Annotated in this window: 10 protein-coding genes; 6 read left to right on the forward strand and 4 right to left on the reverse strand. The window is 59.8% G+C overall.

The window, feature by feature from the left end:
• Positions 1-43: 43 nt before the first annotated feature.
• A complete protein-coding gene (phhA, locus tag QHC67_RS11795; RefSeq protein ID WP_319294547.1) occupies positions 44-904 on the reverse strand; it encodes a phenylalanine 4-monooxygenase in 861 nt (286 codons plus the stop codon).
• A gap of 186 nt (positions 905-1090) precedes the next feature.
• Here phhA and QHC67_RS11800 point away from each other — a divergent pair, with 186 nt between their 5' ends.
• The gene (locus QHC67_RS11800; protein WP_319294549.1) at positions 1091-1507 is read left to right on the forward strand and encodes a hypothetical protein; all 417 of its coding nucleotides are present in this window, start codon (positions 1091-1093) and stop codon (positions 1505-1507) included.
• Between the two features lie 3 nt (positions 1508-1510).
• Here the strand turns inward: QHC67_RS11800 and QHC67_RS11805 are convergent, their stop codons facing one another.
• Positions 1511-2002, reverse strand: coding sequence for an Lrp/AsnC family transcriptional regulator (locus QHC67_RS11805; RefSeq protein WP_319294551.1), 492 nt, complete (start codon positions 2000-2002; stop codon positions 1511-1513).
• Positions 2003-2270: 268 nt separating this feature from the next.
• On the opposite strand from QHC67_RS11805, the gene QHC67_RS11810 reads away from it, so the two are divergent.
• The 5 genes from QHC67_RS11810 to QHC67_RS11830 all read left to right on the forward strand — a co-directional run bounded on the left by QHC67_RS11810 (position 2271) and on the right by QHC67_RS11830 (position 10334).
• The gene (locus QHC67_RS11810; protein ID WP_319294553.1) at positions 2271-5267 is read left to right on the forward strand and encodes a TonB-dependent receptor plug domain-containing protein; all 2997 of its coding nucleotides are present in this window, start codon (positions 2271-2273) and stop codon (positions 5265-5267) included.
• A 101-nt stretch (positions 5268-5368) separates the two neighbouring features.
• Positions 5369-6964, forward strand: coding sequence for an amidohydrolase (locus QHC67_RS11815; RefSeq protein WP_319294555.1), 1596 nt, complete (start codon positions 5369-5371; stop codon positions 6962-6964).
• 61 nt (positions 6965-7025) lie between these two features.
• The gene (locus QHC67_RS11820) at positions 7026-8612 is read left to right on the forward strand and encodes an amidohydrolase (protein ID WP_319294557.1); all 1587 of its coding nucleotides are present in this window, start codon (positions 7026-7028) and stop codon (positions 8610-8612) included.
• 98 nt (positions 8613-8710) lie between these two features.
• Complete coding sequence (locus QHC67_RS11825; protein ID WP_319294559.1) at positions 8711-9016, forward strand: hypothetical protein; 306 nt, start codon at positions 8711-8713, stop codon at positions 9014-9016.
• 193 nt (positions 9017-9209) lie between these two features.
• On the forward strand, positions 9210-10334 hold the full coding sequence (locus tag QHC67_RS11830; protein ID WP_319294561.1) for a hypothetical protein: 1125 nt from the start codon (positions 9210-9212) through the stop codon (positions 10332-10334).
• Here QHC67_RS11830 and QHC67_RS11835 read toward each other — a convergent pair.
• Both QHC67_RS11835 and QHC67_RS11840 read right to left on the reverse strand, forming a co-directional pair.
• On the reverse strand, positions 10331-11521 hold the full coding sequence (locus tag QHC67_RS11835; RefSeq protein ID WP_319294563.1) for a dicarboxylate/amino acid:cation symporter: 1191 nt from the start codon (positions 11519-11521) through the stop codon (positions 10331-10333). The genes QHC67_RS11830 and QHC67_RS11835 overlap by 4 nt on opposite strands.
• Before the next feature lie 49 nt (positions 11522-11570).
• Positions 11571-12473 (reverse strand): iron-containing redox enzyme family protein, encoded by a 903-nt coding sequence (locus QHC67_RS11840; RefSeq protein WP_319294565.1) that lies wholly within the window; start codon positions 12471-12473, stop codon positions 11571-11573.
• Between the last annotated feature and the right edge of the window lie 309 nt (positions 12474-12782).

Raw genomic sequence — 12782 nt, forward strand, 5'->3', positions numbered from 1 at the left:
TATTTGGGGCGGTCTTAGCGCTGCTCGCGCCTTACCTGCAAGGTCAAACGCGCGTCATGTTCCGGGCATGTGCCTGCGTGCCGCGTGTAAGCACGACATCGCTCTCGATAATGGCGTCGGGCGAGAGATCACTTGCGTCGTTCAGAGCCTCGTAGAGCGGGGCGAAGTCGGTTTCCATCGTGATGCGGAGGAGTTCCTCGAAACTGTCGATGACGAAGTAGCTCTGTTGGTAGTCATCGATCTTATAGTTAGTCCGCATCAGCCGCATCAGGTCGAAACCGATCCGGTTGGGAGACGCATCCTCCAGTGCGAAGCGCGATTCGCCATAGGAGGAGACGATGCCCGCGCCGTAAAGCTTCAGGTCGCCGCCGTCGCGGATCAGCCCGAACTCCACCGTGTACCAATACAGCCGCGCCAGCTTGTGCAATGCACCGAAGCCAAGGCTACGAAGGCCGCCCTGGCCATAGGCCTGCATGTAATCGGCAAAGGCAGGGTGCGCGAGCAAGGGAACATGGCCGAACACGTCATGGAAAATGTCGGGTTCCTGCAGGTAATCGATCTGGTCGGGGGTGCGGATGAAGCGCCCCGCCACGAAACGCCGATTGGCGAGATGATCGAAGAACACTTCGTCCGGCACGAGCCCCGGCACCGCAACCACCTGCCAACCCGTCTTCTTCATCAACCGTTCGGACAGCTCGTCGAAATTAGGGATGCCCGGACGCTCCATTCGCAAAACGTCCAGGCCATAAAGGAAAGCTGGTGCGACTCGCCCCGGCAGCATTGCGGATTGGCGCGCGAATAGCCTGTCCCACATCCCATTTTCTGCCGGCGTGTAGCGGGACCAATCCTGCGGAATGGTCCAATCGGACGCGGCTCCGGCAGGGGGCGGAAGGTCAGTGCTCATACAACTCCTATGCGGAGTATGGTTTCGTTTGTCACTACATTCCAACTTTCATGATCTGGGGTAAGATCGTCGACTTCGTATTGCTTTTCTAACGCCAAGCCGCTGATTTTCGCCTCTCGGTCATGGCGCATTCAGGGCGGCAAGCTTATATATAGTCCCATAATCTCTGTTTAGAGAGGTATAGACATGCGTATCATTCCATCGATCATGCTGTCGGCGGCGCTGACGGCAGCAGGCGTGCAGGCGCAGGCGGCGCCAAATGAAAAAGGCGAGGCCAAGCTGGCCAAGGAAATCGAAGGTCGCGTTGCCGGAAAACCCGTGAGCTGCATCAACTTTCGGGACATCCGATCCAGCCGGATCATAGACGGCACAGCGATCGTCTACGAAACGAGCGGAAGGAAGATCTACGTCAATCGACCCACATCGGGTGCGTCGTTCCTGCGTAAGGGGGACGCGCTGGTGACGCGAACCTCGCTTTCGCAGCTTTGCAACGTCGATATCGTTCGCCTTTACGATACTACCGCGCGCTTCGAGCGGGGGTCGGTCGGGCTCGGCCAGTTCGTGCCGTACGAGAAAGTGAAGTCAGCTGCGAACGGCGGCTGACCTCTACCGCTTGTCGAAGATCGTCGGCGGGTTCGCTCGCCGCGCGACTTCGCGCAGGACGAAGCTGCTGCGGATCTTCGACACATGCGGCAGGATCGAAAGTTCCTGCCGGTAGATCGTGTCGTAGTCGTTGAACGACGTGACGTGGATCATGATGATGAAGTCGGTATCGCCCGACACGAACCCGCAATAGGACATTGACGGGCACTTTACGACCGCCTGCTCGAACTCATTGAGCACGTTCTCGGCCTGTGAATTCAGCTCAATGGCGACGAGCACCACGCCGCTGAAGCCTAGAGCGTTCAGGTTCACCGATACATTATAGCCCCCGATGATGCCGGAATCTTCCATCATCTTGCGCCTGCGAGCTACTGAACTACTGGAAAGATTTATGCGTTCGCCCACGGCGACGTCAGAGGCGCGCCCATCTTCGGACAGTTCTTTCAGAATCCTGAAATCTACCGAATCGAGCGAAGTAGCGAGGGAATTTCCCACAATTTACATCCTTCATGGCAAATAGCACCAGATATTTCTTCGATTTGCCCTGATTTCCTCAAGATCGCAATAATGTTCCGTTCGCTCCTGACTTGGAGGTGAAACGTAGAGGGATTGCCATGCCTGCTCGTTGAATCCGTTACGAACCTGAAGTGACGGATATCGCAGAGACGATGAAACTGAACCATTGACGATGAACGCGAGGGCGTCGGAAAATGACCGGAGAGGACGTCAGAAAAGCCCACGGAGACAAGACAGGGGACATAATATGGGCGTTCTGAATTATTCGAGGACGATCGGCCTTGCGGCGGGTCGGCGCGGGGATCGTCTACGGCTGCTGGCGACGATCGGCACCGGCGCAATGTGCCTGGCTGCCCAATCTGCTTATGCACAGGATGCTGCGGCGCCTGCCGATGTCGAAGACGCCGCGCCCGAGACAATGGAGATCACCGTTACCGGCTCGCGCATCGTGCGCGATGGCTACGATGCACCAACCCCCGTCAGCGTCATCAGCACCAAGGAGCTGAAATCCGAAGCGCCGGCGAATATCTCCGACTTCGTGAATACGCTGCCAGCTGTACGCGGCAGCGGCACCGCAGCCACCTCGAACGGGTCGCTCAGCAACGGCGCGGCTGGTGTCAACAGTGTCAATCTCCGCAATCTTGGCGCAAACCGCACGCTCGTGCTGTTCGACGGCCAGCGATCAGTCGCATCCACGACAACGGGGCAGGTCGACGTCAACACTTTCCCCCAAGCCCTGATCGAACGCGTGGAAGTTGTGACTGGGGGTGCCTCATCCGCATATGGGTCGGACGCAGTATCGGGTGTGGTCAACTTCATCCTCGACAAGGACTTTACGGGGTTCAAGGGTGAGTATGAGCATGGCGTCACTACCTATGGCGACGGCCCCAATCACAAGATCAGCTTCACTGGCGGCAAGTCGTTCGCCGACGGCAAGGGGCATATCCTGCTCAGCGGCGAGTATTTCACGCAAAAGGGCATTCAGTCGATCGACCGCGACTGGAACGAGAGCGGCTATTTCCTGGCCAACAATCCCGCTTATGCCGCAGGTCGCTGCACTGATGCCGCATCGCTGAACACGCCCTGCGTACCCGAATTTATTGTGTCCAACAATATCGGCACCGGCCAATTTACGCCGGGTGGTCTGATCAGCACGGGCCCGCTGCGTGGAACCTATTTTGGCTCTGTAAACCCTGCGACGGGCAAAGCCACCGTCAATCAACTCAATTTCGGCGCAACCAGCGGCCAGTGGATGCTGGGCGGCGATATCGACATCACCACGGAGGGCCATCGCGGCAGCGCCACCCTGCTTCCTTCCGAAAGGCGCGCGAGCGCCTTTGGCCGCGTTAGCTACGAATTCTCGCCAGCGTTCGAACTCTTCGGACAGCTTGCCTACAGCTACTACACCGGCCGCAGCTTCTATCAGCAGACGCCGACGACCGGCGTTACGATCCAGCGGGACAACGCTTATCTGCCTGATTCCGTCAGAGCCGCGATGGTGACGAACAACCTCAACTCGATCCAGATCGGCACCAGCAACATCGACATCCCGCCGCAGGGCAGCGCGAACGAACGCGAAGTCGGGCGTTATGTGGTTGGCGGCAACGGCGATTTCGGGCTGTTCGGCAAGGAATGGAGCTGGGACGCTTACTATCAGTACGGCCAGACCAAAACGCGCGAGTTGCTGACCAACGCCTGGAACATCAATCGCATGACGCTGGCGACGGACGCCGTAGTCGCGCCAGCGGGCAATGCGGCGGGCATTGCCGCGGGCACCATCGTCTGTCGCTCGACGCTGGCCAACCCGTCCAACGGCTGTATTCCGCTAAACCGCATCGGCGTCGGCGGCGGGTCGCAGGCGGCGATCAACTACGTGCTGTACAATGACATTGGCGCTCAGCCGCTGCGGCTTCAAAACCTGAAGCAGCAGGTGGCCGCGCTCAACTTCTCCGCTAACAACCTGTTCGATATCTGGGCAGGCCCCGTGTCGCTCGCATTCGGTGCGGAGTACCGCAAGGAGTCCGTCAGCGGCTATGTCGATCCGCTATACCAGCCGCTCGTGTCCAATGGCGTGACGACCGGCACCTGGATCTACGGCAATTACCTGCCCACATTCGGCAAGTATAATGTGAAGGAAGCCTATCTCGAAACCATCGTTCCGATCTTCAAGGGCATGGATTTCAATGGCGCGTTCCGCATCACCGACTATTCTACCTCGGGCAGCGTCAAGACGTGGAAGGCGGGCCTCACTTGGCAGGCGCTGGACGATATCAAGTTCCGCGGCACTATTTCCCGCGATATCCGCGCACCTAACCTCAGCGAACTGTTCGCACCGGGGACGGGCCGGACGAACACGGTCAACGTGCCGCAGATCGGCGGTTCGATTGCATCGAACCAGTTCAACGAGTCGACGGTGGGCAACGCCAACCTGCGTCCTGAGGTCGCGAAGACCTATGGTGCGGGCGTGGTCCTGACGCCGACCTTCCTGCCGGGCTTCGCATTATCGGTCGATTATTACGACATCACCTTGAAGGGCGCGATATCCTCCCTCCTTGCCCAGACATTGGTCGATCAATGCTATCAGCAGAACATCGCAGATGCCTGCACCTTCATTTCGACGACCGGCGGGCGCGGCGTCACCACGCTTGGCCTGCCCGTCACCAGCATCGAGATCAAACCCACCAACTTCGTCAGTATCAAGACCAAGGGCATCGATTTCGAGGCAAGCTATCGCCGCCCGCTCTTCGAGGGGAATGTCACGCTGCGCGCGCTGGCCAGCAAAGCCTTCAGCCTGAAGACGGACAACGGCGTTACGGCGACGACCGACGGCGCCGGCGAGAACACCGGCAGCCTTCCCGACTGGACCTACCGCCTCTCGGCCGGATACGATATCGGCCCGCTCGCGTTCCAGTTCATCGGACGTGGCGTCAGCGGCGGCGTGTACAATAACAACTACATCGTGTGTGAAACCGACTGCCCGGCTTCGACCGCGGACTTCCGCACGATCAACCGGAACAAGATTCCCGGCGCCTTCTATCTTGACTTCAACGCCAACTATTCCTTCGAAGTCAGCAATGCCAAGATGGAAGTGTTCCTTGCCATCAAGAATGTCATGAATACCGATCCGGTCCTCATCGGCAACGGCCCGACCGGCAACAACACACCCGCTTACCCGCAAACGAACCGCAGCCTCTACGATGTTCTGGGCCGCGTGTTCCGCATGGGCGTCCGTTTCGCTCTCTAATGCGGGGGTGGCCGGACCGGGCGTGCCCCCCTTCGCCCGGTCCGCGTCGCCTTGCTCATAACACCGCCCGCTGAAGGGCCCTGATTACCGGAGGATGATTGATGACCCAGACCCGCTCCAAGATACTGGCAGCGCTGATGGCAACCGCTGGATTGGCTGCGCCCCTGCAATCGGCTCACGCCGAAGCCAGCCCCAAGCTCAAGAAGGAAGCGATGGTGGGCGTCGATAGCCGGGCGAAGATGGTGCAGGAGATGGTCGACTCGGTCTTCAGCTTCGCGGAGCCGGGGTTTCAGGAGTTCAAGACTTCGGAATATCTGACCGGGATCCTTGAGAAGAACGGGTTCACCATCACCAAGGGCGTGGCCGGTATTCCCACTGCCTGGACCGCAACATGGGGCACGGAAGGCCCCGTCATCGCCCTGGGCAGCGATATCGACGGCCTGCTCGGGCTTTCGCAATATCCCGGCTCTCCAGTCATAAAGCCGATGGTCGAAGGTGCTCCGGGCCATGGCGAAGGCCATAATTCGGGTATGCCGCTCATCATTGCTGCGGCGCTCGCGACCAAGGATGTCATGGTCAAGAACAACATCAAGGGCCGCCTGATGCTCTGGCCGGGCGTTGCCGAGGAACTGCTGGCGACTAAAGCATACTATGTGCGCGCAGGCCTCTTCAAGGATGTCGATGCCTCGATCTTCACCCATGTCGGATCGAACTTCGGCACGGGCTATGGAGATTCCGGCAATAATGGCATGGTCTCGGTAGAATACACCTTCAAGGGCAAGACCGCCCATGCCGCGGGCCAGCCATGGTCTGGGCGCAGCGCATTGGATGGCGTCGAACTGATGGATCTGGCGTGGAATATGCGGCGCGAGCATCTGCCGCTGACGCAGCGTTCGCACTACGTCATCACCAATGGCGGCGGGCAGCCCAACATCGTGCCGGGTGTCGCGTCGGTCTGGTATTATTTCCGCGAACAGAACTTCAAGTCGATCCGCGAACTTTACGAAACGGGCACCACCATTGCGGAAGCCGCGGCGAAGGCAACCGGCACCACGGTGACCAAGCGGGTCCTGGGCTATGCTGCTCCGAATTTCGGTAACAAGCCGATGGCCGAAGCCGCCTATGCCAATATCAAGATGGTCGGTCTGCCGAAGTGGACTGCCGACGATCAGGCCTTCGCCAAGGCGGCGCAGGTCGCGAACGACCAGCCGATTGCGCCACTGCCTACCACTATTCCGCCCTTGTCTTCACCGGAAACGCGGGGGCCCTCTATGGGTGGCGGCTCCGACGACATCGGCGACATCATGTGGACCGTGCCGACGATCACTATCCGATTCCCGTCCAACATCCCCAATATGATCGGCCACAACGTCCAGTCGGCCATCGCGATGGCCACGCCGATCGCGCACAAGGGGGCCGTGGCCGGCGCTAAAGCCGTTGCGCTGACGGTGCTCGACCTGCTGACTACGCCCACGCTGATCGCCAAAGCCAAGGAATATCAGCAGACCGTGCAGTTCAAGGACGAGAAATACGACCCCGTTCTCACGGCGGAAGACAAGCCGGCGATCCATCTCAACCATGAAATCATGGAGCAGATGCGTCCGAAGATGACGCAGTATTATTACGATCCCGCCAAACACAGCAGCTACCTGGAACAGCTCGGGATCAAATATCCAGACCTTACCACCGGCAAGTGAGTACCTCGCCCGGCGCTGCTTGTCGGGCACATTTTCTTCGGCTTCATCCGGAAAGTTTCTCATGACCAGAACCGTTCGTCTCCCTGCTGCCTTGCTACTGTCCGCATCAGCCTTTGCCCTGCCGCACGCTGCTTTCGCCGAAGCGAAGCCTTCCTTGAAGCAGGCTGCGGCTGCGGGCGTCGATGCGCGGGCGAAGCTGGTGCAGGAGATGGTGGACTCCGTCTTCAGCTTCGCAGAGCCTGGCTTCCAGGAAGTAAGGACATCGGCCTATCTGACCGGCATCCTGGAAAAGAACGGTTTCACGATCACGCGAGGCGTCGCCGGTATTCCGACTGCATGGACGGCTACTTGGGGGGAGGGCGGTCCGCTGATCGCTCTGGGTAGCGACATCGACGGCCTACTCGGTCTCTCGCAGGCGCCCGGCACCGCCAAGATCGTGCCGCAGGTCGAGGGTGCGCCCGGTCATGGCGAAGGGCACAACTCCGGCATGCCGCTTATGATTGCGGCGGCTCTCGCAGCCAAAGACGTGATGGTGAAGAACAAGATCAAGGGCCGGCTCATGCTCTGGCCGGGCGTCGCAGAAGAATTGCTCGCCACGAAAGCCTTTTATGTGCGCGACGGTATGTTCAAGGGCGTGGACGCGTCGATCTTCACGCATGTCGCATCCAGTTTCACCACCGGGTACGGCAACCTCGGCCTCAATGGCATGGTTTCGGTCGAGTATACCTTCAAGGGCAAGACTGCCCACGGCGCTGCGCCCTGGAATGGCCGCAGCGCGCTCGATGCCGTCGAATGGATGGACGCCGCCTGGAACTTCCGCCGCGAGCATCTGCCGCTCAGCCAGCGGTCGCATTACGTTATCACCAATGGCGGCGGTCAACCGAACATCGTGCCGGGCGTCGCCTCCGTCTGGTATTATTTCCGTGAGAAGGACTTCAAGTCCATCAAGGATCTCTACGCGACCGGGAACACGGTTTCCGAGGCAGCGGCGCAGGCTACGGGCACCTCCGTCACGCGCCGGGTGCTTGGTTATGCCGCTCCGAATTTCGGGAACAAGCCGCTGGCAGAGGCTGCTTACGCTAATATCAAGATGGTGGGGATGCCGCAGTGGAGCGACGCCGACCAGAGCTTCGCCAAGATGGTCCAGACCGAAAACGAGTTCAAACTGAAGCCGCTGGAGGCTCAGGTGGCACCTCTTTCCACTCCCGAGACGCGGGGCAATGCGAACTTTGGCGGCTCGGATGATATCGGCGACGTGATGTGGGCGGTTCCGACCATAACCATCGGCTTTCCATCCAATGTTCCAAACACGATAGGCCATCACGTGACCTCGGCTATGGCGATGGCGACACCAATCGCTCACAAGGGCGCAGTGGCGGGGGCGAAAGCCGTTGCGATGACGGTGCTGAACCTGATGACGACGCCTTCGCTGATCGCCAAGGCCAAGTCCTACCAGCAGACCGTTCAGTTCAAGGACGAGAAGTACGACCCTGCGCTGACGCCGCAGGATCAGCCTGCCGTTCACCTGAACGCCGAGTTGATGGAGCGTATGCGTCCCAAGATGGAGCGTTTCTATTATGATCCGGCGAAATATGGCACCTATCTGGAGCAACTCGGCGTAACCTATCCTCCTGCGCCGCCGCAATGACGCGATTACGGCACAACCGGGCATGATAGTCTTCCAGGATGGTACTCATATGCACAAAAAGCACTGGACATACGCGCGCTACCGAACAATCTGCGCCCATGGATACGAACCGGATTTTCTTCGAGGCAATCGCGCTACGCAAGTGCGTGAAGGCGACGTACAATCGAACGCTGATAATACTTGCGCCGCACATTCTGTTCACTCGCCACGATGAGCTTTACCTCGACGCCGTGACGATCGAGCGGGACGGTCAGCCGCCTCGCGAACTGAAGCTCGGCACATTCAAATTGGCGGGACTTAAGGATGTATCGATATTGGATCGGACCTTCGACCCCATGGCGCTCTACGCGCCGGGCGATCCTAAATATGCCGGCGTGACCGTGTTTGCGATAGAACTCTCCTGAAGGAGATTAGTTCGGTTCATTGCCGCTAATGCCATCGAATAACGCCCGATGGACGAGCGGGACCTTACCTATGTTATTGATCGCAATAGCTATCGACGCTGATTCACCTGAAACGTCGGCTTGCGGTGGTGCGCTACAAATACAGAAGCGGTGACTCTCTTTTCGAAGCAGGCCGGCTCTTCGGAGTTTAGGCGTGTCCAGACCAAGACTAGCTTTCCTCTTTATCGGCGGGATGCATCAGGTCCTGCATCTGGCGCCTGTGGCTGCAGAGATCAGCCGGACGCGCCCCGATATCGCCGTCCAGTGCTTCTGTGCCGATCCTGACACATATGCGATGCTGGGTGCGGTGAAGGCGGGCATGAACGCCGATTCACTGCGGCTGACCAAGCTAACGACGCCGCGACTGGTGATTTTCCTTGCGCGCCTGATCCATCGCCGTTCAGCGGTTAAAGGACCTATACTTGCTGCTATCCGATGGCGGACGAAAGGCGCAGCGGCGATCGTCACTCCGGAGCGAACCTCGACAGCCTTGCGCTGGATGGGCTGGCGCGGTCCGCTGATCCACTTCAGGCATGGAGCGGGGGACCGGGCACCAGCTTCCGAGAAGCGTATGGGGGCGTTCGACCTGATTGTGGTTCCGGGGCAGAAGGATGTCGAGCGCGCCATTGCAATCGGGATCAGTCCCGAACGTCTCAGGATCGGCGGCTATGTGAAACTGGATTATATAGCCCTGAAAGGCCCGCCATCGGACCATCTCTTTACAAACCGTCGCCCGGTGATTCTCTATAACCCTCATTTCGATCGCACGTTATCGTCATTCGATGTGGCACGCGAAGTCATTGGGAAATTTGCAGAGCAGGAACGCTACAACCTGATCTTTGCCCCACATGTCCGCGCAACCGAGGATATGTCATCAGCCGAGCGGGCCGAGTGGCAGGCCATGGAGATACCCGGACGCATCCTCGTCGATCTTGGCTCGCCGCGACTGTGCGACATGACCTATACGCAGGCAGCAGATCTGTATCTCGGCGACGTATCCAGCCAGCTCTACGAATTTCTGGTCCGCCCCCGTCCTGCGGTCTTCATCAATACGCATGACGTCGTGTGGGAGGGCAATTCTCGCTACGCAGGCTGGCAGCTGGGGGAGGTGGTACGGAAGCCCGTAGAGATACTGGACGCCATCGATCGCGCATTTCGCAATGAGCCAGCTCAGATACTTCGTCAGCAGGAGGCGGTGGCGTTCGCATTCGGAGACTATCGCGGCGCCATCGGCCGCGCAGCAGCCATCGTGACGGATGTGCTTGACGCCAAAGGTTAGCCTATCCGATCGCTCGCGAGGCGCGCAACTGCAAGATCCGCAGTCACGTTGCCCAAGGTGCGGAACAGGTCGGGCACCGTCTCCACGGCGAGCAGCAGCGGGAGTGCTTCGATCGGCACGCCCATGGCGAGGCACACCGGACCGATGGTCGCGAAGAAGGAGACTTGCGCAGGCAGGCCGACAGCTGCCAGGCTCACGGGCACGGCAATCAGGGTGCCGATTGCCAGCACCGGCAGGGATAGCGACACGCCGTGAAGATGGGCGAGGTAGATTGCGACGGCTACGTTTGCCGCTGCGCTAGCCGCACGAAAGATCGATACGGCCAGCGGCAACACGACACCCGCTGAGGCTTTGCCGATCCCCAGTCCGGCTGCGGCGTCGATCATGACGGGCAGCGAGGCGAGTGACGACTGGGTGCTGATCGCCACTGTTTGGGCGGGCGCGGCAGCACGCGCAAACCTGGCAAGGGACATGCGGCCCGCCATGACCGCTGCCGCATAGGCCATGATCGTCGTTATCAGACAGGCGGCGATCACGGTCACGATGTACTGCAGAAGGGTACCCGCGGCACTGACACCCATGCGCGCAGCGGCTGCATAGGCCAGCGCGAGAATGCCGACCGGCGCGATCCACAACACCCATCCGACGATCACCAGCATGGCCTGCACCACTGCCTGAAAGAACGTGACGATGGTTGCGCCGAGCGCGGGCTCGATGCGGGCCGTGGCAAGCCCGAACAATACGGCAAACAGGACGAGCGGCACCATCGCGGTCTCCGCTGCAGCTTTGATCGGGTTGGTCGGAATGATCCCGCGGAACCACTCCGCTGCCGGTGCCAGTTCGGGCATCGATGTGCCAGATGTCGCGAGTGAGGCTTTGTCCGATACCGGCCACAATGCCAGCAACGTGTTGGTCGACAATGCCGACAGTATGCACGCTGCAGTCAATAGCACCGCAAACCACAGTACAGAACGCACCGCCACGTTGCTAGAGGAGGCGGTGGTGGCGGCGCTCGCTATGCCAGTGACCAGCAGGCCGAAAACCAGGGGCACCACCGTCATGGTCAGCGCGTCTAGCCAAAGCTGGCCTATCGGCTGAGCCACTGCCAGCACCTGCCGCTGCCCGGGAAGGTGCATGATGCTCATCACCATGCCCGCCCCGAGGCCCACGACAAGTGCCGCGAACATCCTGACAGGAGCGCTTGTGTAGTTCAAAGGTACGGCCAAGCCGGCGTATTCAGCAGCTTTCCCAGAATTTCGCGCGATACCGCTCGAAGCACCTTGCACCGCATGTCAGGCGCATCAGGGCGCCTTCGGCTATGGCTGTTGCGCGCCTCGGATCTTCCGCAATGAGGGGTATGAGGGCCTCGCGGTTCCAGTCTTCGCTGTGCTTGATGTCGAGCACGGCGTGCAGATCGAAATAGCGGCGCTGTTTTTCGCTGAGCCCGATCCTGCGGAGGCCTTTTGCGACCATGGCCGAGCGGCCCGGAGCCGTCAGCTCGATCACCCCAAGCGCGCCAACCGAATGCCACGCATAGCGTCGGCTGGTCGCCATTGCCGTCATGGCATTGGCAAGGGCGAGGCTCTCCCACACCGTGTTTTCGATCACCGGATCGACTTCGAGAGTTTCGACCAGCGCGTCGAGCATCGGGCCGTGCATTCCCTTAGCGTTGCCGCGCCCCATCTCATCCCAATAATTGCGGGCGAGTTCCAGCTTCGCCTGCGCCGGAAGCTTGACCTGCGTATAGGCGACCAGATCGTCGAATCCCGCTTCACCGGCGGCCTCCTGCTCGAAGAACCATCGAAGTTCGTCTCGGGTCGCCTCATCTGCCAGCCACGGAAACAGGGCGTCACCTTGTCCCGGTCCAACTTCCTTGAGGTTTTCGAACCAGGCGACGAAGGCTTGGGGCTCTGTAGGTACGCGGGCCGCTTCGGCGGCGATTTCCCGACGCAGTTCTTCGATATAGGCTCCTTCTAGCCGGAGCATCCGCGTGTCACGTTCGAGCACGGCGGACCAATCCGCTTCGGGGAACTGGGGCGAAAGCCGCTCTCTGTTCCAGCGAGCCAGTCCGCGCTGAAAGCTGTCCGTGAGGAATTGCGACGATTGTCGGTACGTATCTGTGTTGAAGTGGGTAGCCATGGTTCTGCCTGTTCCGTTATGCGGATATAACGGCTTGTCAGGCGGGCAGGTTCCTTGCTTTCGACATCAGGGCTGCTTGCGCGTCGCTGCAAGGGGCGATGTAGTTCCACCCTTACGCTGTATCGCAAAAGTAAACCTCGGCGCCTATTAAAGCGGTCATCATGAATGGCCCGCCTCTCGCGAACGGCTAACCCAAGTTCAAGGGCATGCTGCAAAAACGTAAGTACTTATACAGATGGGGACCTCCAAAAACCCCTAGCCAATGGCTGCGTGATTTGATTCATTGCGGCTGACGGGAGGTGAGGATGC

The organism is Sphingobium sp. (assembly GCF_033795625.1).
Taxonomy (GTDB): domain Bacteria; phylum Pseudomonadota; class Alphaproteobacteria; order Sphingomonadales; family Sphingomonadaceae; genus Sphingobium.

What these genes read in the sequence shown, in the direction of transcription:
- QHC67_RS11840 (WP_319294565.1), bottom strand. Translation starts at nt 12,473, where the DNA reads ATGGCTACCCACTTCAACACAGATACGTACCGACAATCGTCGCAATTC.
- QHC67_RS11835 (WP_319294563.1), bottom strand. Translation starts at nt 11,521, where the DNA reads ATGTTCGCGGCACTTGTCGTGGGCCTCGGGGCGGGCATGGTGATGAGC.
- QHC67_RS11815 (WP_319294555.1), top strand. Translation starts at nt 5,369, where the DNA reads ATGACCCAGACCCGCTCCAAGATACTGGCAGCGCTGATGGCAACCGCT.
- QHC67_RS11810 (WP_319294553.1), top strand. Translation starts at nt 2,271, where the DNA reads ATGGGCGTTCTGAATTATTCGAGGACGATCGGCCTTGCGGCGGGTCGG.
- phhA (WP_319294547.1), bottom strand. Translation starts at nt 904, where the DNA reads ATGAGCACTGACCTTCCGCCCCCTGCCGGAGCCGCGTCCGATTGGACC.
- QHC67_RS11825 (WP_319294559.1), top strand. Translation starts at nt 8,711, where the DNA reads ATGGATACGAACCGGATTTTCTTCGAGGCAATCGCGCTACGCAAGTGC.
- QHC67_RS11800 (WP_319294549.1), top strand. Translation starts at nt 1,091, where the DNA reads ATGCGTATCATTCCATCGATCATGCTGTCGGCGGCGCTGACGGCAGCA.
- QHC67_RS11820 (WP_319294557.1), top strand. Translation starts at nt 7,026, where the DNA reads ATGACCAGAACCGTTCGTCTCCCTGCTGCCTTGCTACTGTCCGCATCA.